Here is a 22,649-nt window from a genome sequence, read left to right as displayed (position 1 = left end):
CGCGCTCACCACGCAGCGAGGGGTGCACCGGCCCGACCGACCGGTGCACCCCTCGTCGTCACTCCTGCTGTGACCGCCGTGACGGCCACCTGCTGACCGTCGGCGGACGGCCTACGGACCGCCCGCGGACGGGTCAGCCCTCGGAGACGCCCAGCTGCTCCAGGATCAGTTCCTTGACCCGGGCCGCGTCGGCCTGGCCGCGCGTGGCCTTCATGACGGCGCCGACCAGGGCGCCGACCGCCGCTACCTTGCCGCCGCGGATCTTGTCCGCGATGGCCTGGTTGCCGGCGATGGCCTCCTCGACGGCCGTGGTGAGCGCGCCCTCGTCGGAGACGACCTTCAGGCCGCGCTTCTCGACGACCTCGTCCGGCGTGCCCTCGCCGGCGAGGACGCCCTCGATGACCTGGCGGGCCAGCTTGTCGTTCAGGTCGCCCTTGGCCACCAGCTCGGTGACGCGGGCCACCTGCGCCGGGGTGATCGCCAGTTCGTCCAGCGCCTTCTGCGACTCGTTGGCCGCGCGGGCCAGTTCGCCCATCCACCACTTGCGGGCGGAGGCCGCGTCGGCCCCGGCGTCGATGGTGGCGACGATCGGGTCCAGCGCACCGGCGTTGAGGATCGCCTGCATGTCGGTGCCGGAGATCCCCCACTCCTCGCGGAGCCGGTTGCGGCGCACCAGCGGCAGCTCGGGCAGCTCGGCGCGCAGCTTCTCGACCCACTCGCGGGACGGGGCGACGGGGACCAGGTCGGGCTCCGGGAAGTACCGGTAGTCCTCGGCCTCCTCCTTCACGCGGCCGGAGGTCGTGGACCCCGTGTCCTCGTGGAAGTGGCGGGTCTCCTGGACGATGGTGCCGCCCGCGTTCAGCACGGCCGCGTGGCGCTGGATCTCGAAGCGGGCGGCCCGCTCGACGGAACGCAGCGAGTTGACGTTCTTGGTCTCGCTGCGGGTGCCGAACGTCTCGGCGCCCTTCGGCATCAGCGACAGGTTGACGTCGCAGCGCATCTGGCCCATCTCCATGCGGGCGTCGGACACGCCGAGCGCCCGGATGAGTTCGCGCAGCTCACGGACGTAGGCCCGCGCGACCTCGGGGGCGCGCTCACCGGCGCCGGTGATGGGCTTGGTGACGATCTCGATGAGCGGGATGCCGGCCCGGTTGTAGTCGAGCAGGGAGTGGGACGCGCCGTGGATGCGGCCGGTGGCACCGCCGACGTGCGTCGACTTGCCGGTGTCCTCCTCCATGTGGGCGCGCTCGATCTCGACGCGGAAGGTCTCCCCGTCCTCCAGCTGCACGTCGAGGTAGCCGTCGAAGGCGATCGGCTCGTCGTACTGGGAGGTCTGGAAGTTCTTCGGCATGTCCGGATAGAAGTAGTTCTTCCGGGCGAAGCGGCACCATTCGGCGATCTCGCAGTGCAGCGCGAGGCCGATCCGGATCGCCGACTCGACGCCGGTCGCGTTGACGACCGGGAGCGCGCCGGGCATGCCGAGGCAGACCGGGCAGGTCTGGGTGTTCGGCTCGGCGCCCAGCGCAGTCGCGCAGCCGCAGAACATCTTGGTGCGGGTGCCGAGTTCGACATGGACCTCAAGGCCCATGACGGGGTCGTACGACGCCAGCGCGTCCTCGTACGACACCAGGTCGGTCGTGGTGGTCACGGTGAAACTTCCCTCTCAGCCCAGCAGGACGTCGTCGTCGCCCAGCCGCTTCAGCTCGCGGTAGAGGATGGCGAGGCCGGTGACAATGGCGGCGGCGGACACGGTGGCGTCGATCAGGACCAGGGTGTCCTTCTCCAGCCGGGCCTTCTTGACGCGCTTGGCGACGCCGACCGCGCCGAACGCGGTGGCGGCCATGGACAGGTACGTACCGGACCGGGACTTCTTGAAGCCCTTGGCCTTGGTCAGTGCACTCACAGCGACGGAGCCTCCTCGAGCAGCGGGTGGCCCCACTTTTCCACGAAGGCGGCCTCGACGGCGGCACCCACCGTGTAGAGGCGGTCGTCCTTCATGACCGGGGCGATGATCTGCAGTCCGACCGGCAGGTTGTCCTCGGGTGCGAGGCCGCAGGGCAGCGACATGGCCGCGTTGCCCGCCAGGTTGGTCGGGATGGTGCACAGGTCGGCGAGGTACATCGCCATCGGGTCGTCGGCGCGCTCGCCGATCGGGAAGGCGGTGGTCGGGGTCGTCGGGGAGACGATCACGTCGACCTGCTCGAACGCCGCGTCGAAGTCCCGCTTGATCAGCGTGCGGACCTTCTGGGCGCTGCCGTAGTACGCGTCGTAGTAGCCGGAGCTGAGCGCGTAGGTGCCGAGCATGATGCGGCGCTTGACCTCGTCGCCGAAGCCCGCCTCGCGGGTCAGCGAGGTGACCTCCTCGGCGGAGTGCGTGCCGTCGTCGCCGGTCCGCAGGCCGTAGCGCAGGCCGTCGAAGCGGGCCAGGTTGGAGGAGCACTCCGAGGGCGCGATCAGGTAGTACGCCGACAGCGCCAGGTCGAAGGACGGGCAGTCCAGCTCGACGATCTCGGCGCCGAGGTCCTTGAGGAGTTCCACGGCCTCGTCGAACCGCTGGACGACACCGGCCTGGTAGCCCTCGCCGCGGAACTGCTTGACGACGCCCACGCGCATGCCCCGGACGCTGCCGTTGCGGGCGGCCTCCACGACCGGCGGGACCGGCTCGTCGATGGAGGTGGAGTCCATCGGGTCGTGGCCGGCGATCACCTCGTGCAGCAGGGCCGCGTCCAGGACCGTGCGGGCGCAGGGGCCGCCCTGGTCGAGGGAGGAGGAGAAGGCCACCATGCCGTAGCGGGACACCGCGCCGTACGTCGGCTTGACGCCGACGGTGCCGGTGACGGCGGCCGGCTGGCGGATGGAGCCGCCGGTGTCGGTGCCGATGGCGAGCGGCGCCATGTGCGCGGCCAGCGCGGCGGAGGAGCCGCCGCCGGAGCCGCCGGGGATCCGGGTGAGGTCCCAGGGGTTGCCGGTCGGGCCGTAGGCGCTGTTCTCGGTGGAGGACCCCATGGCGAACTCGTCCATGTTGGTCTTGCCGAGGATGACGACGTCGGCGTCCTTGAGGCGCCGGGTGAGCGTCGCGTCGTACGGCGGGATCCAGCCCTCGAGCATCTTGGAGCCGACGGTGGTCGGGATGCCCTCGGTGGTGAAGATGTCCTTCAGGGCGAGGGGGACGCCGGCCAGCGGGCCGAGCTTCTCCCCCCGGGCGCGCTTGTCGTCGACGGCGCGCGCCTGGGCGAGGGCGCCCTCGCGGTCGACGTGCAGGAAGGCGTGCACCTTCTCGTCGACGGCCTCGATGCGGGCCAGGTGGGCCTCGGTGACCTCGACGGCGGTGAGTTCGCCGGCGGCGATCTTCGCGGCGGTCTCGGCCGCGGTGAGCCGGATGATGTGGTCGCTCATGGCGATTACTCCTCCCCCAGGATCTGCGGCACCTTGAAACGCTGCTGCTCCTGGGCCGGGGCGCCGGACAGCGCCTGCTCGGGGGTGAGCGAGGGACGGATCTCGTCCGGCCGCATGACGTTGGTCAGCGGGAGCGGGTGCGAGGTCGGCGGGACGTCTTGGTCGGCGACCTCGCCGACGCGGGCGACCGCGCCGATGATGTCGTCGAGCTGGCCTGCGAAGTGGTCGAGCTCTTCGGGCTTCAGCTCCAGACGCGCCAGCCGGGCGAGGTGGGCGACCTCCTCGCGCGTGATGCCAGGCATGCAGCGATCCTCTGGGGTGAGTGTGTGTGTTTGGGGCCAATCCTATGGGGCCCGGGGCGGTGGCCGTGAAACGGTCCGGGCGCGGGCGGGCGGCCCCCGGTCAGCCGACCCGGCCGGAGTCGTCGCCGGCGGCGGCGGGCAGGGCCGCCGCGGGGCGCTGCCAGCCGCGGGAGCCGCGGGCCAGGAGCCAGGCGGTGGTCTCGTCGGGCGGCATCGCGGCCGCCACGAGCCAGCCCTGGACGGCGTCGCAGCGCAGGTCGCGCAGGCGTTCCCAGGTCTCGTCGTCCTCGACGCCCTCGGCGACGACGAGCAGGCCGAGCGAGTGGGCGAGGTCGATGGTGCAGCGCACGATCTCGGCGTCCTCACTGTCGACGGCGAGCCGGGCCACGAAGGAACGGTCGATCTTCAGTTCGCTGACCGGCAGCCGCCGCAGGTGGACCAGCGAGGAGTAGCCGGTGCCGAAGTCGTCGAGGGACATCTTCACGCCGTGCCCGGTCAGGGCGTTGAGGGTGTCGGCGGCGCGCTGCGGGTCCTCCAGCAGGACGTGTTCGGTGATCTCCAGCTGGAGCGCCCCGGCGGGGACCCCGTGCCGGGCCAGGCGCGCGGCGACCGAGCCGGCGAAGCCGGGGGTGTGGACGTCGCGCGGGGAGACGTTGACCGCGACGGGCACGAACAGGCCCTGGGCGCGCCAGGCGGCGACCTGTTCGAGGGCGGTCTCCAGGACGTACTCGGTGAGGTGGGGCATGAGTCCGGAGGACTCGGCGATCGCGATGAACTCGTCCGGGGGGACCCGGCCGCGCTCCGGGTGCACCCACCGCACCAGGGCCTCCAGGCCGGAGACCTGGCCGTCGAAGCGGACTTTGGGCTGGTAGTGCAGCTGGACCTCGTGGGCGTCGAGGGCGCGGCGCAGGTCGCCCAGCAGGCCCAGGCGGTCGGGGGTGTTGGAGTCGCGCTTGGACTCGTACACCTCGACGCCGGTGCGGTCCCGCTTGGCCTGGTACATCGCCACGTCCGCCCGCCGCAGCAGGCCCTCCGCGTCGAGCGCGTGGTCCGGGAAGACGGCGACGCCCGCGCTGGCCTCCAGGACGAGGGTGAGTCCGTCGAGGTCGAGCGGCGAGCTGAGGGCGGCGACGAGGCCGCGCGCCACGCGGGTGGCGGACGTGGTGGAGTCGGCGACGGGCAGTAACACGGCGAACTCGTCGCCGCCGAGCCGCGCGGCCTCGGCGCCGCGCGGCAGGGCCAGTCTCAGCCGGTCGGCGATCTGCAGCAGCAGCCGGTCACCGGCGAGATGACCGAGGGTGTCGTTGACGGACCGGAACCGGTCGAGGTCGATCAGCATGAGGGCGGAGCGGGCCTCGATGCGTTCCGCGTCGTCGAGGGCGGTCCAGATCCGCTCCAGCAGCCACTGGCGGTTCGGCAGGCCGGTCAGCGGGTCGCGCAGCTGTTCCTCCGCGCGGGCCCGGGCTATCCACAGGGTGGAGTCGAGCGCGATGAGCGGGATGGCGAACAGCGGCAGCAGCAGCGGCTTGGCGTCCGCGACGACGCAGACCAGCGGGGCTATCCCGAGCAGGGCGACGGCGACCAGCGCCTGTCTGACCAGGGCGGTGCGGGCCACGGTGGGCAGCCCGGCGCGCGGGGTGTGCAGGTACCAGAACAGGGTGCGGGTGACGGCGAGGTAGGCGACGGCGACCAGCACCACCTCGAAGGCGGTGGCGAACGACCAGCTGTCCGGGGCCGAGGGGCTCTCGACGGAGGGCACGGAGCCGAACGCGGCCAGCACCAGGGCTCCGGCGCCGATGCCGAGGAGGTCGACCGCGCCGTGCAGGACGCCCTGGCGCCAGCGGCCCCGGCGGGCGGTGCCGACCAGCACGACGACCGTGAGGCTGACCATGCCGGCGGGCACCCAGCCGTAGAGCAGCAGCACGGCGAGGGTGAGCGCGGCGCCCGAGCCGGTGCCGCCCCACCAGCGGGAGCGGCCCAGCATGACCAGGTGGCCGACGATGATGCCGGTGAGCACGGCCAGTGACCAGCCGACGGTGCCGGACGGGAACAGGGCGTGGCCGCCGGTGAAGGCGTACAGGAAGCCGGCGCCCAGGACGAAGGCGGCCGCGGCGACGATCGCCGTGGGCAACGCGGGCCAGGGCAGGTGGCGTTCGCCGTCGGTGTCGGACAGGACAGGGCCCCGGACGGTGACCTGCGGCCGGGCGGGGCCGAGTCCGTCCGCCGGGTCCGCCGCGGTGCGTTCCCGCGTACCCGGCCGGTCCGCGGGCCGCCCGTCCGCGCGTCCGCGCCGGCGGACGGCGGTCAGCCGGCCCAGGCGCAGCCGTGAGCCCGGGGCGGCGCTCTCGGTCGGTTCCATTCCCGTCCCTCTCACAGCCGGCGGTGCCCACGCCACGCGGCCCGATGCCCGACAACTCTCAGCGGCTCCGCGATGGAAAGCCCTTCCCCGGACCCTTCTCGAACACGGGGATGCCCCGACCGCAGCTGGGCACGGCAGGTGCACCTCCCAACAGTAGGCCGCGGAAGGCTTCCTCGGGCACCGGTCGCCGACGGTTGCCCGAATGCGCCCCGGCCACCCGTATGCATCTGGTATGCGCCGATCCGGGGGGCTTCAACCGTTACCCGTCGGCCGAAAGCGCGGCCTCGGCGGCGGCTTCCGGCCCGTCGGCGAGGAGGACCTCGAAACCCTCCTCGTTCAGGACCGGGACCTTCAGCTGCATCGCCTTGTCGTACTTCGATCCGGGGTTGTCACCGACGACCACGAAGGACGTCTTCTTGGAGACCGATCCGGTCACCTTCGCGCCCTGGTCCTGCAGCGCCTCCTTGGCGCCGTCGCGGGTGAACCGCTCCAGCGTGCCGGTGACCACGACGGTGAGGCCCTGCAGCGGGCGCGGGCCCTCGTCCTCGCCGGAGGTCTCGTCCGCCATGCGGACCCCGGCCGCCTTCCACTTGCGGATGATCTCGCGGTGCCAGTCCTCGGCGAACCACTGCTTGAGCGAGGCGGCGATGATCCCGCCGACACCCGGTGTGGCGGCCAGTTCCTCCTCGGACGCCTGCTCGATGCGGTCGATGGAGCGGAACTCGCGGGCCAGCGCCTCCGCCGCGACCGGTCCGACGTGCCGGATCGACAGGGCGGTCAGGATGCGGGCGAGCGGGCGGTCCTTGGCGGCCGCGATGTTCTCCAGCATCGCCACCGCGTTCTTCTTCGCGGCGCCCTCCTGGTTGGCGAAGACGGTGGCGATCTTCTCCTCGCCGGTCTTCGGGTCCCGCTTGGGCAGCCCGCTGTCCTGGTCGAGCACGTACGCCCTGATGGGCAGCAACTGCTCGACGGTCAGGTCGAACAGGTCTCCCTCGTCGCGCAGCGGCGGGTCGGCGGGCTCCAGCGGCTTGGTGAGGGCGGCGGCGGCCACGTAGCCGAAGTGCTCGATGTCCAGGGCCTTGCGGCCGGCGAGGTAGAACAGGCGCTCGCGCAACTGGGCGGGGCAGGTGCGGGCGTTGGGGCAGCGCAGGTCGACGTCGCCCTCCTTCATCGCCTTCAGCGGCGTGCCGCACTCGGGGCACTCGGAGGGCATGACGAACGCGCGCTCGCTGCCGTCCCGCAGGTCGGCGACCGGGCCGAGGATCTCGGGGATGACGTCACCGGCCTTGCGCAGCACCACCGTGTCGCCGATGAGGACGCCCTTGGCCTTGACGACGTCCTGGTTGTGCAGGGTGGCGAACTCGACCTCGGACCCGGCGACGGTGACCGGCTCGACCTGGGCGTAGGGCGTGACCCGGCCCGTGCGGCCCACGCCCACGCGGATGTTGATCAGCTTGGTGTTGACCTCCTCGGGCGCGTACTTGTACGCGATGGCCCAGCGCGGGGCGCGCGAGGTGGTGCCGAGGCGGCCCTGGAGCGGGATCTCGTCCAGCTTGACGACCACGCCGTCGATCTCGTGCGCCACGGAGTGGCGGTTCTCGCCGTAGTACGCGATGAACTCCCGGACGCCCTCGATGCCGTCGACCACCTTGTTGTGCGGAGAGGTGGGCAGGCCCCAGGACTTCAGCAGGTCGTACGCCTGGGACAGCCGGGTCATGCGGCCGGGGAAGCCCTCCAGCGCGCCGATGCCGTGCACGACCATGTGCAGCGGCCGGGTGGCGGTCACCCGCGGGTCCTTCTGGCGCAGCGAACCGGCCGCCGCGTTGCGCGGGTTGGCGAAGGGCTTGTCGCCGGCCGCCACCAGGCGGGCGTTGAGCTCCTGGAACTCCTCCATGGGGAAGAAGACCTCGCCCCGGATCTCCACCAGCTCGGGCACCTCGTCGCCGGTGAGCCGGTCGGGGATCTCGGCGATGGTGCGGACGTTGGGCGTGATGTCCTCACCGGTGCGGCCGTCGCCGCGGGTCGCCGCGCGGGTGAGGCGGCCCCGCTCGTAGGTGAGGTTGACGGCCAGGCCGTCGACCTTGAGCTCGCACAGGAAGTGGAACGTCTGCTCGCCCAGCTCCCGGTGGATGCGCTCGGTCCAGGCGGCGAGATCCTCGTCGTTGAAGGTGTTGTCCAGGGAGAGCATGCGGGAGCGGTGCTGGACGGAGGTGAACTCCGTCTCGTACGCCCCCGCGACCTTCTGGGTCGGCGAGTCGGGCGTGCGCAGCTCGGGATACTCCTCCTCCAGGGCCTCCAGCTCGCGCAGCAGCCGGTCGAACTCGGCGTCGCTGATCACGGGCGCGTCGTTCACGTAGTACCGGAAGCGGTGCTCCTCGATCTGCTCCGCGAGCTGTACGTGCTTCTCGCGCGCCTCGGCGGGCACGCTCGTCGTCTCCGCCTGCTGGTCGCCGGCCACCGTGGGTCCTCCCGTTACTCTGGGTTGTCCGCGAGGGATCTCGCGGCCCGGACGCAGTGGGCGTAGGCGGACCGCGCGTACTGCGGGGAGGCTCCCGCGAGTCCGCACGCCGGGGTGAGGGTGACCGCCTCCGCGAGGAGCTCCGGCCGCAGCCCCAGCCTGCGCCACAGCGTTCTGACTCCTCCGACGCTACCGCCCGGGTCCGACAACGGGCCGTCCGTGCCGGGCACGACACCGGCGAGCAGCCGGACGCCGTCCTCGACCGCCTCCCCGATCGCCTCGTCGTCACGCTCGGTGAGAAGGGAGAAGTCGAAGGACAGGCCCGCCACGCCCGCCCGGCGCAGCAGGGCGAACGGCACGTCCGGGGCGCAGGAGTGCACCACGACGGGCCCGCCGTCGTGCGCGCCCACGACGTCCCGGAGGGTCGCCTCGACGGTCTGCCGGTCCACGGCGCGGTGGGTGCGGTACCCGCTGGCGGTCGGCACCCTGCCGGTCAGGACGGCGGTCAGGGACGGTTCGTCGAGCTGGAGGACGAGCCGGGCGCCGGGCACCCGCCGCCGCACCTCGGCGAGATGCAGGCGCAGCCCCTCGGCGAGGGAGGCGGCCAGGTCGCGGCAGGCGCCGGGGTCGGAGAGGGCGGCCTCGCCGTTCTTGAGCTCCAGGGCGGCGGCGAGCGTCCAGGGGCCGACGGCCTGCACCTTCAGGGGCCCGCTGTGCCCCTGGGTGAACTCCTCCAGCGCGTCCAGGTCCTCGCCGAGCCAGGAGCGCGCCCGCCGGGTGTCGCGGCCGGGCCGGTCGCCGATCCGCCAGCCGCTGGGCTCCACGCGCGCGTACAGCTCGACGAGCATTCCGGCGGTCCGGCCGATCATATCGGCGCCGGGGCCGCGGGCGGGCAGTTCCGGCAGGTGCGGGAAGTCCTCGAAGCTCCCGGTGACCGTCTTGGCGGCCTCGCGCGCGTCGGTGCCCGGCAGGGAGCCGACGCCGGTCGCGGGACCGAACCTGATCTGGCTTTCTTCGCTCACGGGAGAAGCGTACGCAGGCCGGTGGCCGGGGTCGCGCCCCCGGCCACCGGTTCCCTACGGGCGGCCCGGGCGCACCGTCAGGTCGTTGACCTCCGCGTCGCGCGGCAGGTCGAGGGCCATCACAACGGTGGTGGCGACCGACTCGGGGTCGATCCAGCGGCCGGGGTCGTAGTCCTTGCCCTCCTGCTGGTGCACCTTGGCCTGCATGGGGCTCGCGGTGCGGCCCGGGTACACGGAGGTGACGCGGACGCCGGCCGCGTGCTCCTCCTGCCGCAGGGAGTCGGCGAGGGCCTTCAGGCCGTGCTTGGAGGCCGCGTAGGCGGACCACTCGGCGTGCGCGTTGAGGCCCGCGCCCGAGTTGACGAAGATCACGTGGCCGCGGCTCGCGCGGAGCTGGGGCAGGAAGTGCCGGGTCAGCTCGGCGGGAGCGATCAGGTTGACGTCGAGCTGGTGCCGCCAGGTCTTCGGGGTCAGCTCGCCGACCCGGCCGAGTTCGACGACGCCCGCGATGTGCAGCAGCGAGTCGACCTGCTCGGGGAGCGACTGGTGGGAGAAGGCCCAGCTGAGCCGGTCGGGGTCCGCGAGTTCGCCGACGAGGGTCCGGGCGCCGGGGAACGCGGCGGCGAGCTCCTTGGCCCGCCCGGCACTGCGGGCGTGCAGCACGAGGTCGTCGCCGCGCGCGTGCAGGCGGCGGGCGACGGCCGCGCCGATGCCGGAGCCCGCTCCGGTGATCACATGGGTAGCCATGACGGCCATGCTCGCATCACCGCGGGCTCAGCGAATGCCCCGGCTCTCCTCCAGGTGGGCCAGCGCCCCGACGGGTTCCTCGGCGAAGAACACCAGGTCGGTGAGCGGGCGGGGCAGGAAGCCCTCGGCGTCCATGCGGCGGAACTGTTCCTTGAGCCCGTCGTAGAAGCCGGCGGTGTTCAGCAGCACCACCGGCTTCTCGGTGCGGCCGTGCTTCTTCAGCTCCAGGATCTCGGTCGCCTCGTCGAGGGTTCCGGTGCCGCCCACCATGATCACGACGGCGTCGGCCTTCTCCAGCAGCAGCCGCTTGCGCTCGGCGAGGTCCGGGGCGACGACCATCTCGTCGGCGTCCTCGCGGGCCTTGGCCGCCAGGAAGTCCACGGAGACGCCGACCAGCCGGCCGCCCGCCTCCTGGACCCCGTCGGCGACCACCTTCATCAGGCCGACGTCGGAGCCGCCCCACACCAGGGTGTGCCCGCCCTTGCCGAGAAGCCGCGCGAACTCCCGCGCGGGGCGCGTGTAGCGCTCGTCGAGGTCGGCGGCGGAGAGGAAGACGCAGATGTTCACGGCCCCACGGTACGGCTCGGCGACGGCGGGCCGGCCCGCGCCCCGGGCGGGGAAGAACGGGCGGCCGGCGCGCGCTGTACCCGGAACGGGCCGGCTGTCGGGCCGGCGGCGCCGCATCCGCCAGGAGGAGCGATCGTGACCCGAGGACACCGCATCAGCATCGAGGAGAGCGACCGGCCGGTGCGCGTGGTGCACGGCGGGCGGGAGCTGGCCCGCACCGACCGGGCGCTGGTGCTCCGCGAGACGGGTTGCCCCGTGCGCTACTACATCCCGCCCGAGGACGTGCGGCTGGACCTGCTGACGCCCTCCGCGACGCACACCTACTGCCCGTTCAAGGGCACGGCGTCGTACTGGTCGGTGCCGGACCGGGCGGACCTGGTGTGGTCGTACCCGGACCCGAAGCCCGGCGTCGACCGGATCAGGGACCACCTGTGCTTCTACGAGGCCGAGGTGGACCGGGACTGACCGGCGGCGGGGGAACGGGGGCGGCCTGCCGCCGTGCCTGACGGGCGAGGACGGCGGGGAGCACGAGGGGCGCGAGGGGTACCAGGAGCAGGAGGAGCGAGGAGTACGAGGAGCACGGAAATTACGGGCGTGCCGAACCGAGGCGATCGGTGGACGCGCCGCCCGCCTCACCGACGAACACCGCGCGGTGCGGCAGTCTGCTGAGACATGGACAAGAACATCACTTCGCGCGACGGCACGTCCCTGGCCTACGAGAGCGCGGGACGGGGTTCCACGATCGTCCTCGTCAGCGGCGCGATGTCGACCGGCGGCACCGTGGCGCCGCTGGCGGCTCCCCTGTCGGAGCGGTTCCGGGTGGTCGTGTACGACCGCCGGGGCCGGGGCGCGAGCGGTGACACCCCGCCGTACGCGGTGGAGCGCGAGGTCGAGGACCTGGCGGCGCTGATCGAGGAGCTGGGCGGTGCGGCGTCGCTGTACGGGGTGTCGTCGGGCGGCGCGCTGGCGCTGCGGGCGGCGGCGAGCGGGCTGCCGGTGCGTCATGTCGCCGTGTACGAGACGCCGTACGCCCTGTCGGAGGAGCACCTGGCGGAACGGGCCCGGTACACCGAGCGGCTGACGGCCGCCCTGGACGAGGGGCGGCGCGGGGACGCGGTGGAGCTGTTCCTGCGGCTGACCGGCCTGGGCGAGGCGGTCATCGAGGGTGCCCGGCAGTCCGCCCTGTGGGCCGGCATGGAGTCGATGGCGCCGAGCCTCGCGTACGACGACGCGGTGATGGGCGACGGGGGCGTGCCCCGGGAGCTGCTGGCGTCGGTCCCGGTGCCGGTGCTGGCCATCGCGGGCGACGCCAGTCCGGCCTGGATGCGGGAGGCCGCGCGGGCGATCGCGGACACCGTGCCCCACGGCACGTACCGCGCGCTCCAGGGGCAGACGCACATGGTCGAGCCGGACGTCCTGGCCCCGGTGCTGGCGGAGTTCTTCGGGCGGTGAGCCGTCCCGGCGGGGCGGTGAGGCCGCGGCGCCCACCCCGCCCCGCGGACCCGCCGGCCGGCTCCGCCGCCGCGGGAGGCGGCGGCGGAAGACAGCAGGCAACGGCCCGGCTCGCCTCGGCGGCGGACGGCGGGCAACGGCCCGCCCCGGCCCGGCAGCGGCTCAGCGGGCGGCGCGGATCCCCGTCTCGAAGCGGCCGAAGGCCCGCTCCTGCTCCCACTGCGCGGCGGCCTTCGGGCTGGCGTCCAGCAGGCGCCGGCAGTCCGCGCCGGGGCGGAGGCTGCCGAGCCGGACCCCGCGGCAGGCGTCGGCCGGGCGGTAGCCGTCCCGGGTGGGGTTGCCCCGCCACAGGCTCGCGCCCGGGAGGAAGGCGTACTCCAGGGAGGCCCGGGCCAGGTCCTTCAGCTCCGGGTAGGACAGGCCGTAGGTGTCGGCGGCGTAGCGGTACTCGTGGCTGATGTCGATGCGGCTGACGCCGGGGTCGTCGGTGGCCAGGACGACGGGCACCCCGTGGGCGCGGTACGTCTCGAAGGGATGGTCGTCGCCGCGCACCCCGAGGATCTGGGCGTTGCTGGTGAAGGGGACCTCGACGGCGGTCTCGCGGGCGGCCATGGTGCGCGCGGTGCGCTGCCAGTCGTCCTCGTGGACGAGGTCCACGCCGTGGCCGATGCGGTCGGCGCCGGCCACCTCCACGGCTTCCCGGATGTGGAAGGCGAGGTCGGCGGGCTTGACCAGCCCGGGCCACAACTCACCGGCGTGCAGGGTGACATGGGCGCCGGGGTAGACACCGCGGAGGTACTTCAGCATGCGCATCTGCAGGCTGTAGTCGCGCAGGGCGACCTCCGCGTCCTCCGGCTGGACCAGGTTGACGGCGACGAACCGCGCGTCGCGCTCGGCCAGGCGCATGCCGAGGGCCATCTGCGTGAAGACCCGCTCCGGGGCGCTGCCGCGCGAGACCTGGGAGATCCAGCGGACCGGGATGCGGCAGGCCGGCCGGGGGGTGCCGGTGTCACAGCGGGCGGCGGTGCGGAACTCGACGTCGGCCTCGTCGGACTCCTTCTTCGCCTCGGTGACCAGCCGGTCCAGCTTGCCCCCGGCGGTCAGCTTCGCGTGCAGCCGGGCGAGGTCCGCGTCCCAGCCGACCTCCGCCGCGAGCTTCTTCGCCCCGTCGGAGGCCGGGGTCACCATCGTCTCCAGGTAGAACTGGTTCTGCTCGGCGATGTCGTCCGCCACCTCGGCGAGCAGTTTCCCGCGGTGCCGCCAGGTCACCTCGCCGAACCTGCCGAAGGTGGCGAAGAAGTGGTCGTGGCCGTTGCCGTCGGCCGGGAAGTCCTGCATGGACCAGGCGCGCACGAGGGCGTCGTGGAAGGCGCGGTCGGTGCGCGCGTCCGCGGCGGGACGCGTTCCGGCACCGCACGGGGGCGGGACGGCGGTCATCGTCGCGGTGTCGACGCACAGCCCGTCCTCGGCGGCCAGTTCCACCAGGTACTCGGTGGAGACCGCGCCCGAGAGGTGGTTGTGCAGGTCACCGCCCTTGGGCAGGCGGCGGAAGAACTCCCGCGCCCGGCGCGGGTCGTGGCGGATCGCGTCCAGGTGGGCGGCCGTGACCGCCTCGCCGACGGTCACCGGGCGCGGCACCGTCGGCGAGACCGGACCGGAGGCGTCCGGGCCGGCGTGGGCGGCGGGCAGAACGGCGGGAGAGGACAGCAGGACCAGGGCACCGAGGCCGGTGACGGCCAGGGCGCGGGTGCGGCGCGAGAGGCCGGGAGTACGAAGCTTCACACCCGGGAGATCGTCGCGGGCACCTCCGGGGACACGGGCGCGCGACGAGGTGCGCCGGGTGATCACCCGGGTGGCGGAACCGCGGATCCTCGGACGCGCACCGCCGGCCGCCCGTATCCCGAGCAGTCAGCCGACTTCCTCCACGCGGTGGTCCACGAAGCAGGAGAGGCGGCCTCTTCCCGTCCGCCCTGCATCGGCCGACTCATGCCTCGGCGAGGAGACGGCTCCGCGCCAGAGACGGGGTTCCTCCCGCGCGAACTGCCGTTCGCGCACGTCGGCGTCGGGCAGTGCAAGCCGGACGGCCCGTCGGAAGGCCGTTCCGTGGCCGGGGTGCTTGAGGTGGCAGAGCTCATGGACCAGGACGAGATCCACCAGGGCGACCGGCAGCTGTATCACCGCCCAGTGCACGGTGATCGCGCCCTCAGGCGAGCAGACACCCCAGCGACGGCCGAGGTCCCGCACCTCGATGTCGGCCGGCTCAGGCACCCCGGCCAGTGAGGCCAGCGGCGGCAGCCGGGCGGCGAGCCAGCGCTGGCCGCGGCTGCTGTACCAGTCCACAATGGGTCCCGCATCGGCGGCGGCCGAACGCGACCGGGGAAGTTCCAGCCATCCCTGACGCAGTCGTACGTGCCGACCGGCGTCGTCGGGAGTGAGCCTGAGCCGGTACCGGCGGCCCAGGTAGGCGAAGCCCTCTCCGCCGATCAGGTCCTTGACCGGTTCGGCCGCCCGCAGGCCCTGGCGGCGGCGGACCTCGGCGGCCAGACGCGGCATGCGGCCACGCACCGCGTCGGCGATCTCCTGGGGATCCGCGTCCGCGGGGATCGCGAAGAGCACCCGGCCGTCCTCGGCGATCTCGATGCCGAGGGTGCGGCGCCGGGGCCGCACGACGACATCCCACCGCCACGCCCCGGGCACGGGGAGGTCGGCGATGGCCTGTTCGACGGCGGTGCTCACCCGCTCTTCCTACCATCCGGCGACGACATCATCCTGCCCGGCCGCCGTCGGCGGTCACCGGGTCAGCTGTCCCCGCCGTCCGCCTCGTCGCGCGGCCGGTATCCGAGGAAGTACTCGTGCCGCTCCACGGCCAGCTCCGTCAGATGGCTCGCGAGATCGCCGATGTCGTCCCAGTCCATGGCGAGCCAGGTCTCCAGGTGCAGAGACAGTTCGCTGCGCATGCGGTTGCGGGCGGCGGTCTGCGTGTGTATCTGCGGCCGCCGGACGAGCACCGACATCTCCCTGGTGAGGCCGCGGGCCGCCCGGATGAGGTCGGTGTCCGGCGGCCACGGTTCCCGCACGGCGTCTTCGGCGTGCTGCTGGAGCAGTCCGAGGACCAGTCGTTCGGTCCGGGAGTCGAGGCCGTCGTCGTTCTCCGGCTCCCGCTCCGCCGCGGCCACGTCCCCGACCAGACGCGCCAGGTCGGCCGCGGCCTGCTCGAAGTCGTCCCGCATCCGCGCGATGATCTCTTCGAGCCGGGAACTGAACCGCTGGTAGCCCGCCCGGTCACCGCCGATCTTCGCGGCGATGCGCAGCTTCAGCGAGCCCGTCATGTACGAGCACCGCGCCCGGGGGTCGGCGTTGGCGTCGACCCGTTCCATGAACTCCGGGTCGGTGAGTTCGACGGGCGGGATCCGCTGCCGGATCCCGGTGGTCTCGATGTGCTGCGAGATGAGCCGGCGCACCTTGGCCCCGTAGCGGCGCGGGCTGAACTGTTCGCGGCCGTCGAGGTAGCGGCGTCGGGCCATGTACTGCAGGGTGCCCAACTGGCCGGCCAGCTCCCGGTACTTCAGAGCCTCCGGGTCCGGCAGGACCGCGTTGAGCGCGGTCAGGAAGTCCCGGACGCGTTCGTCGAACTCGCCCCGCAGCAGCGGGTCGTCGAGGCGTTCGCCGAGGAAGTCCTCCCACTGGGACTCGTCGCCGGGGTCGGAGACGCCCTGCCCGGCCAGGAAGCGGGTGACCTTCGCCCCGAGGTCTTCCAGGAGGGCCTTGGCGGCGGCGTCGGACCGCAGCAGCAGTCCGTCCCGGTCCGGGTCGCGGCCGTCCGGCTGCGGTCCCTCGTAGTCCGGCTGGAGGTGGTCCACGGACACGTTCCGGTAGCCGAGGACGTGCCGCAGGTGCTCCTGGTCGTAGGAGGCGAGCGAGCGGGCCAGTTCGGGGCCGATGCCGACGTAGTCGACGACCTGGCCCCACTTCTTGGCCGGGTAGGGCCGGTTGGTGCGTGCCACGGCCTGCAGCAGCCCCGCGCCGGACAGCTTGCAGTCCAGGTAGAGGACCTGCTCGACGGGTGCGTCGAAGCCGGTGAGCAGCATCGACTGGACCACCAGGAAGGCCATGGTTTCCGGTGGCGCGCCGCCCTCCGTGTCCGGCGGCGCGGGCGGTCCGCCGTCCGCGGGCAGGTCGAGATCGACGTTCCACACCTGGCCGCCGCTCGCCGGGGTGCCGGCGCCGGACGGCAGTGACCCGTGTGTCCTCACCTGCCATGCCGGGTCGGCCGTGATGTCGCGCGGCGGCAGCCCCTTCTTGAAGCGCTCGATGTGCGCGTCCTGGTGGCTCTTGGTGGTCCACGGCCGCCATGCCTCCGGGTCGCTGCGGCCCTGGCCCGCCGGGGAGATGACGACGGCCGCGTCGAGCGTTCTCAGTACCTCACGGTCCGGCAGGAGCATGAGGAGCGCCCGCTCCTCGTCGTCTGCTTCGCTCGCCGCCATGGGGTCGGCGATCAGGGCCGGGTCGAGCGCGTCCAGGCGGGCGACCAGCCGGTCGCGGGCTGCGAGCAGCGCCGTGCGGTACCGGACGGCGGCCAGCCGGGAGACGGTGGCGATCTGCGCCCCGAAGCGGTCGGGCAGGGCGGTGCGGGCCCAGTGGTCGAGCATGTGCTCGGCCTTGGCCTCGATCACCGACGGGGCTTCCAGGATCTCCTTGCGGCGGCCGAACTTCCGCAGCACCTTGGCCCGCAGCTCGGGATCGGACGGCACCTTCTCGTCGAACCGGGCATCGAGGGCGGCCTGTTCGACGACGTCGAGCGGCACGGCGTACGCCTCGTAGCGGACGGGCACGACGGACCGGTCGAGTTCGGCGTCGCGCAGGGTGTAGGTGTCGGCGTACGGGCCGAAGATCTGCTCGCTGCGCTTGCGGTTGCTGCTGATCACCGGGGTGCCGGTGAAGCCGACGAAGACGGCGCGCGGCAGCATGGCCCGCCAGCGGGCGTGCTGCCACTTGTCCTGGCCCCGGTGGGCCTCGTCGATCAGGACGACGACGTGGTGGTGGGGATTGGCGACCCGGTTCTGTACGTACCCCTCGCCCTCGGCGCCGTCCTCGTCATCGTCGTCGGGGACGGTGTCGGGCAGTGACTCCTCCCGGCCGTCGTACGCGGTGTCGTCGCGCTGCGCCTTCTGCAGGATGACGAGAACGACATCCCCGACGTCCACCTCCAGGTACTTCCTGGCCCGCTTGACGCTCGGCGCGCGGTGCACCTTCTCCTCGGTGGCGGCGAGGCTCGCCCGAATCTGTTTCTCCAGGTCGATGCGGTCGGTGACCACGACCACCTTGTGCGACTTCAGCGCGGGACGGCTGCGCAGGTGCCGGACCAGGAACGCCATGGTCAGGCTCTTGCCGGAGCCCTGGGTGTGCCAGACGACACCGCCTCGGTGGCTGACGGCCACGCCTGCCGCCGCCTTCCGGTCCCGCTCCTCCAGCTTCCGCGTGAGCGCCTTCACCGCCTTGAACTGCTGGTGGCGGCCGACCAGTTTGACCGTACGGTGCCCGCTGCCGAGCCGGGTGGTGAAGTCCCGTACCAGGTCGAGGAGATGGGCAGGGCGCAGCATCCCGGCGACGAGAATCTCCTGGTCGGTGAGGGCTGCCGAAGCGGGCTTGCCCACCTCCTCGCGTACGCAATCCTCGCTCACGGGCGCGACCGTGCGCCAGGGGGCGAAGTGCCGGGGTTCGGCGGTGACCGTGCCGGTCTCGGCGTGGTCGCGGTCGGTGGCGACCAGGACCTGAGCGAAGCGGACGAATTCGGGTACGGCGGTCAGGGAGCTGACGCCCGCGTACCGCAGCACCTGGTCGACGGCGTCGTCCAGGGCGGCCCGCACGTCTCCCTCGGGGCCGGACACCAGGGGCGCCTTGCATTCGATCACCACCCAGGGCAGCCCGTTGACGAACAGCACGAGGTCGGGCGTGACGGGAGCGGCGTCCTTCCGCTCGACCCGGAACTGGGAGACCACGAGCAGGTCGTTGCCGCCGCCGGGAGTGTCCGGCCGCTCCCCGAACTCGCCGTCCCAGTCGACGAGCCGTACGTGTTCGGGGTCGCCCTTCGTCCAGCCCGGCAGGGTGCGGGCGTTGCGGCCCTTGCGCAGGAGGTCGGTCACCTCCAGGTTCCCGGCGACACCGCGTTCCTTCGGGCCCTGCCCCGGCGCGGTGCCCTGGACCAAGGCGAGGAGATGGTCGAGCTGCGCGTCGCTCAGCCAGGGCTTCCCGTCCGACGGCCTCGGGTTGATCCTGGCCACGGCGGCCTTGAACCGGTCCGCGTACACGACGGTCTCGAAGCTCGTCCGGTCCGAAGCACCCGGCTCGATGGCAGGCCCGGCGCTCGGCCCGCCCCGGAGATGGGTCCAGCCCATCGCCGTCAACTGCTCGATCAGCGGCCGCTCGGTCCTGACGTACTCCGGCTGCTCCGCCACGCGCCTGCCCTCCCCGGCCACCGTCCTCGCCCCCGCCCTCCGGCACAGGACAGGAGATCGAAACTCTATCGGCGGCCGGAGAGCGTGGCGGGAAATGCGCGCGGATCAGGCCGCGAACACGGGTGAGGGGGCCGGAAATCACCTGCTCCCTGCTCAGAGGCGCGTGGTGTCCAGGACGATCCCGAAGGGCTCGGGCAGGGTCACCGGGGTGCCGAAGGGGTGAGGTCCGTCGGCTTTGGTGTAGCCGAGTCCGCCCGGCTCGGAGAAGAGGGTGACTTCGCGGTTCTGTCGGTCGACCAGCAGGTACAGCGGTGCGCCGTACTCGGCGTAGCGCTTGCGCTTGATGACGCGGTCCGTGTCGCCGTTGGACTTCGAGGTGACCTCGACCGCCAGAAGCGTCAGGTCCGGGGTGACGACGATGTTGTCGTCCTGCGCGAGTTCCTCGGGGACGACGGCGATGTCCGGGACGTACCAGTTGGGCGAGCCGGGGAGGTCGATGTCCCCGGAACCCTCGACGCAGCCGAGTTCGTCGACACGGTCCTCGATCTGACGACGAATGACCCGTGTGGCGCGTTCATGGTCCCAGGTGGGCGGCACAGGTTGGATGATCCCTTCGATGATCTGGACGCGGCTGCCGGCCATGTACCTGATGGCGTGCTTCAGGGCCCGCTCGTGATCGATGTCCGCGTACCTGTCGTCGGGCTGCGGGTGGGTGCTCATAGCATCGTCGCCTTCTCTCGCGGAACGGCTTGATCGGTGTACCACGGGCGCTGTGCGTCCCGAACCGGGACGCCGGCGGTGTTCCCCTTACGGGTGATGAACACCGGCGGTGTCGGCTGCGGGAGGTACGGCACCGGGCGTGCGGATCAGGCCGCGAGCACCGAGGACGGCGGCCGGAAATCACCGCCGAGGGCGAGCTCGAACCAGATGGTCTTGCCACCCGGCCCGCCGCCCGGCCCGTCGACGGACCCGCAGCCGCCCCACCGGTCGGCGAGACCCTCGATGATCGGCAGCCCGCGTCCGGACGGGGCGGTGGGATCGGGCATCACCGCGCCCGGCGCGAACGGAGGCAGGTCCGGACTCGCGTCCCACACGCTCACCCGCAGCGCGGGGAACAGCCACTGCATCCGGACGATGACCGGGCCCTTGGTGTGCCGCACTGAGTTGGTGGCGAGTTCGCAGGTCAGCAGTTCTGCTCGGTCGGCGAGCTCACTGATGCCGTGCGCGTGGAGCACGGCACGGAGGGTGCCCCGGACGATCCGGGGGCCGCGCGGGTCGCAGGGGAAGTGGATCTCGTACACCCAAGGGGCGGTGAACGGGATCGGGGCGGGGTGGTCACCGTAGCCGACATCGTCACTGACGGCGTAACCGACGGGGTGGGCCGATTCGTTGTTCGGTTCGGTGGTCTGTTCGTTGCTGCTCACGAGGGTGTACCTCCGTGGTGCGGAACGGGTTCTTGGGGCGCCTGCTTGCGAACTGCCGGACGGCGGTGGCAGTGCCGGGCCCCTGCCTTCCGGAGGGCAGGGGGCCGGTGCGCTTCCGTCGGGCGGCGGCTCAGCTGATGACAGTTCACCAAGAGTGGCGCTGAAAATACAACGCGTGAGACCATTACCACTCCAACGGGTTGAATTACCGGAATCGGTAGACGAGCCAAACCTCCGTCAGCACACTGACCACGAACTCAGGGAGGCCAGATGGCACCACGACCGACGCCGTCCGTTCGGCAGCGCCGGTTCGGTGCGGAACTGCGCCGGCTGCGCGAAGCCGCCGGCATGTCCGCGCCGCGAGCGGCCGAACTGCTTGGCACAGACCGGACCACCATCTCCAACGTGGAGGCCGGACGATTCGGCATCAGCGAGCATCGGCTCCGCCGCCTTGCCAGCATCTATGAATGCGACAACGCCAACCTCGTCGACGCCCTCGCCGCTATGACCGGCGGGCGGACCCATGGCTGGTGGGACGAGTACCGCGGCAAGATCCCGCCGGACTTTCTCGACGTGTCCGAACTGGAGCACTATGCCTCAAGCCTGCGCACACTTCAGATGGCGCACATCCCCGGCATATTCCAGACCGAGGAGCACGCGCGTGCGCTGTTCGACTTGTACGTCCCCGCACTGCCACGCCTGGAAGTGGAACTACGCGTAGCGCACCGCCTGTCACGCCACCGAGTGGTCGAGGAAAGGGCGGTCCCCTACACAGGACTGATCCACGAAGCCGCGCTCCGGCTCCGCATCGGCGGACGCCAGACAGCCAGAACCCAGCTCAACTGGCTTCTGGCTGAGAGCGAACGCCCCAACGTAACGCTGCTCGTCATCCCGCTGGCCACGGAAGGGTTTCCGATGGCCGGGGACACCATGATGTACGTATCGGCCTCCGACTCCCACCTCGACACCGTCGAGGTGGACTCCCCCACCGGCGCGGTGTTCTTCGACAGCCCCACCCAACTGGCCAACTTCCGGCGGCGGCTGGACTTGGTCGAACAGGTGGCGTTGAATCCGGAGGAGTCGAGGGACCGGATCCTCGAAATCGTCGGAGAACTCTAGAAGGTGCTGTGCTGCCCAAACTGAGATGGACCAAGTCCTCCTACTCCGAGGCGGCCGGAAACGCGTGCGTCGAGGTCGCTGCGTCACGGGACGGCATCGCAGTGCGGGACAGCAAACGCCCGGCAACCGTGTTCGTCACGGGCCGGGCGTCCTTCGGTGCGCTGATAGAGAGCCTCAGGTCCGGTTCACTCGAGTCCGACCGCTGAGCAGGTCCTCTACTACGGCCCGTTGCGTGACACGCAGCTTGCCGAGAAGTACTCGTACCGTGGCGGACCGCCGGTCAACCGACGCGACCGCGTCGACTGCCTTCTGCTGCTCTGCAATCGTCGGCAGGGGGATCCTCAGCGATTCCACTGTGCCAGCACTGATCTTGACCATACTCTCACTGGTTCCTCGCGCTCCTGCCTGCACATCACGTCGAACGCGTGAAGAACCAAGCACCAGCTCCAGGTAAGCAGTGAGGCATCGGCCCTCGTCGGGCCTCAACCGCATCATGAGGTCCGGATAGCTGCACGGCTGACCGACATCCCTGAAACGTGCAGCGAGACCCACAAGTTCACGGGTGTTGGCCCGACTCATCAGCAAGTCGCCGTCAGCCAGACGGAAGCGCTCAGCCAGCGACGATTTCGGAATGCGCTTCAACTGACGAGGAACGAAACCATCATTGGTCAGGCAGCCGAGCCCCAGAACGAGCATCCCGGTCCACTCCTGGACCTCGCGTGCCGAGTAGCCGTTCCTCGGGCTCTCGGTGAGTAGGTCACCAAGTCGCGCATCAGGTCCCGCGGCCCGTTCGTCGACGATCCCTCTCCGAAGCGTGGCTAGCTTGGCCAGCTCCCGCTCCAACGCCCTGATCCGCCGCTCGAACGCCTCGTGCGCGGCGACGATGCCGCGTTGTTCGGGCAGCGACGGCAAGGAGATCCGCAGGTCCTCGACCAGAGACGCACTGATCTTGACCATGCTTTCGCTCGTGCCACGCGCTCCCGCCTGAACCGCCCGTCGGACAGGTGCAGACCGGAGCACGATCTCCAGGTACTCCGGAAGGCAGTGCTCGGCCCTCGGGCGCAGCCTCATCATGAGGTCCGGGTAGATGCAATCCACCCCAATTGACGTGAAGCGGCCTACGAGACCAACCAGTTCGCGCGTATTAGCCCGGCTCATCAGCAAGTCGCCGTCGACCAGCGTGAACCGTCTCGCCATTGCGCTGTCCGGCACATTCTTCAGCTGGCTCGGCGCGAACCCCCTTGGTGTCAGACATCCGAGCCCGATCGCCTTCAGACCTGTCCACTCCGGAACGTCCTTCGGCGAGTAGCCGTTCTTCGGCGGCGACTCCAGCACGCTGCCCAGTCGA

At 71.8% G+C, this 22,649-nt stretch carries 19 protein-coding genes; 4 read left to right on the top strand and 15 right to left on the bottom strand.

Translation table 11 applies throughout. The annotated features are described in order from the left end of the window. Window positions 1–133 precede the first annotated feature (133 nt). The 9 genes from gatB to AC02VZ_RS16180 all read right to left on the bottom strand — a co-directional run bounded on the left by gatB (window position 134) and on the right by AC02VZ_RS16180 (window position 10,851). Window positions 134–1,648 (bottom strand): Asp-tRNA(Asn)/Glu-tRNA(Gln) amidotransferase subunit GatB, encoded by a 1,515-nt coding sequence (gatB, locus tag AC02VZ_RS16220; protein ID WP_476475698.1) that lies wholly within the window; start codon window positions 1,646–1,648, stop codon window positions 134–136. A 15-nt stretch (window positions 1,649–1,663) separates the two neighbouring features. Beyond that, a complete protein-coding gene (locus tag AC02VZ_RS16215; RefSeq protein ID WP_164334242.1) occupies window positions 1,664–1,903 on the bottom strand; it encodes a hypothetical protein in 240 nt (79 codons plus the stop codon). Further along, on the bottom strand, window positions 1,900–3,396 hold the full coding sequence (gene gatA / locus AC02VZ_RS16210; RefSeq protein ID WP_476475697.1) for an Asp-tRNA(Asn)/Glu-tRNA(Gln) amidotransferase subunit GatA: 1,497 nt from the start codon (window positions 3,394–3,396) through the stop codon (window positions 1,900–1,902). Before gatA ends, AC02VZ_RS16215 begins: the two co-directional genes overlap by 4 nt. A gap of 5 nt (window positions 3,397–3,401) precedes the next feature. Continuing rightward, window positions 3,402–3,698, bottom strand: a complete 297-nt coding sequence (gene gatC / locus AC02VZ_RS16205; protein ID WP_362092091.1) for an Asp-tRNA(Asn)/Glu-tRNA(Gln) amidotransferase subunit GatC — start codon at window positions 3,696–3,698, stop codon at window positions 3,402–3,404. Window positions 3,699–3,798: 100 nt separating this feature from the next. After that, entirely contained in the window at window positions 3,799–6,057 is a 2,259-nt protein-coding gene (locus tag AC02VZ_RS16200; protein WP_476475696.1) for a putative bifunctional diguanylate cyclase/phosphodiesterase, read from the bottom strand. 259 nt (window positions 6,058–6,316) lie between these two features. After that, the gene (gene ligA / locus AC02VZ_RS16195) at window positions 6,317–8,515 is read right to left on the bottom strand and encodes an NAD-dependent DNA ligase LigA (protein ID WP_476475695.1); all 2,199 of its coding nucleotides are present in this window, start codon (window positions 8,513–8,515) and stop codon (window positions 6,317–6,319) included. 14 nt (window positions 8,516–8,529) lie between these two features. Beyond that, the gene (locus AC02VZ_RS16190; protein ID WP_476475694.1) at window positions 8,530–9,537 is read right to left on the bottom strand and encodes a methionine synthase; all 1,008 of its coding nucleotides are present in this window, start codon (window positions 9,535–9,537) and stop codon (window positions 8,530–8,532) included. A 54-nt stretch (window positions 9,538–9,591) separates the two neighbouring features. Then, complete coding sequence (locus AC02VZ_RS16185) at window positions 9,592–10,293, bottom strand: SDR family oxidoreductase (RefSeq protein ID WP_476475693.1); 702 nt, start codon at window positions 10,291–10,293, stop codon at window positions 9,592–9,594. Between the two features lie 18 nt (window positions 10,294–10,311). Further along, a complete protein-coding gene (locus AC02VZ_RS16180) occupies window positions 10,312–10,851 on the bottom strand; it encodes an LOG family protein (protein ID WP_476475692.1) in 540 nt (179 codons plus the stop codon). Between the two features lie 135 nt (window positions 10,852–10,986). On the opposite strand from AC02VZ_RS16180, the gene AC02VZ_RS16175 reads away from it, so the two are divergent. Beyond that, window positions 10,987–11,316, top strand: coding sequence for a DUF427 domain-containing protein (locus AC02VZ_RS16175; RefSeq protein ID WP_476475691.1), 330 nt, complete (start codon window positions 10,987–10,989; stop codon window positions 11,314–11,316). 207 nt (window positions 11,317–11,523) lie between these two features. Next, the gene (locus tag AC02VZ_RS16170; protein WP_432057565.1) at window positions 11,524–12,303 is read left to right on the top strand and encodes an alpha/beta fold hydrolase; all 780 of its coding nucleotides are present in this window, start codon (window positions 11,524–11,526) and stop codon (window positions 12,301–12,303) included. Between the two features lie 162 nt (window positions 12,304–12,465). Here AC02VZ_RS16170 and AC02VZ_RS16165 read toward each other — a convergent pair whose 3' ends face one another. The 5 genes from AC02VZ_RS16165 to AC02VZ_RS16145 form a co-directional block, all read right to left on the bottom strand. After that, window positions 12,466–14,085 carry an adenosine deaminase family protein gene (locus AC02VZ_RS16165; protein ID WP_476475690.1) on the bottom strand — a complete coding sequence of 540 codons (1,620 nt, stop codon included), beginning with the start codon at window positions 14,083–14,085 and terminating at the stop codon, window positions 12,466–12,468. A gap of 126 nt (window positions 14,086–14,211) precedes the next feature. After that, a complete protein-coding gene (locus AC02VZ_RS16160; RefSeq protein WP_432057567.1) occupies window positions 14,212–15,039 on the bottom strand; it encodes a M48 family metallopeptidase in 828 nt (275 codons plus the stop codon). A 62-nt stretch (window positions 15,040–15,101) separates the two neighbouring features. Beyond that, window positions 15,102–18,758 carry a type I restriction endonuclease subunit R gene (locus AC02VZ_RS16155; RefSeq protein WP_476475689.1) on the bottom strand — a complete coding sequence of 1,219 codons (3,657 nt, stop codon included), beginning with the start codon at window positions 18,756–18,758 and terminating at the stop codon, window positions 15,102–15,104. Window positions 18,759–18,911: 153 nt separating this feature from the next. Continuing rightward, complete coding sequence (locus tag AC02VZ_RS16150; RefSeq protein WP_432057569.1) at window positions 18,912–19,478, bottom strand: Uma2 family endonuclease; 567 nt, start codon at window positions 19,476–19,478, stop codon at window positions 18,912–18,914. Between the two features lie 146 nt (window positions 19,479–19,624). Next, window positions 19,625–20,182 (bottom strand): ATP-binding protein, encoded by a 558-nt coding sequence (locus AC02VZ_RS16145; protein WP_432057570.1) that lies wholly within the window; start codon window positions 20,180–20,182, stop codon window positions 19,625–19,627. Between the two features lie 270 nt (window positions 20,183–20,452). Between AC02VZ_RS16145 and AC02VZ_RS16140 the strand changes: the two genes are divergently transcribed. Together AC02VZ_RS16140 and AC02VZ_RS16135 are read left to right on the top strand one after the other, a co-directional pair. Further along, window positions 20,453–21,301 (top strand): helix-turn-helix domain-containing protein, encoded by an 849-nt coding sequence (locus AC02VZ_RS16140; protein ID WP_382114109.1) that lies wholly within the window; start codon window positions 20,453–20,455, stop codon window positions 21,299–21,301. An 8-nt stretch (window positions 21,302–21,309) separates the two neighbouring features. Then, on the top strand, window positions 21,310–21,507 hold the full coding sequence (locus tag AC02VZ_RS16135; protein ID WP_432057571.1) for a DUF397 domain-containing protein: 198 nt from the start codon (window positions 21,310–21,312) through the stop codon (window positions 21,505–21,507). On the opposite strand, the gene AC02VZ_RS16130 is transcribed toward AC02VZ_RS16135, so the two are convergent. Continuing rightward, window positions 21,476–22,636, bottom strand: coding sequence for a restriction endonuclease subunit S (locus AC02VZ_RS16130; RefSeq protein ID WP_432057572.1), 1,161 nt, complete (start codon window positions 22,634–22,636; stop codon window positions 21,476–21,478). The two genes, AC02VZ_RS16135 and AC02VZ_RS16130, sit on opposite strands and share 32 nt — an antisense overlap. Window positions 22,637–22,649: the final 13 nt, after the last annotated feature.

It is taken from the genome of Streptomyces sp. 3-6 (assembly GCF_056323165.1).
The sequence above is the reverse complement of the archived record's forward strand: the minus strand, read 5'-3'. Positions and strand labels throughout refer to the sequence as shown.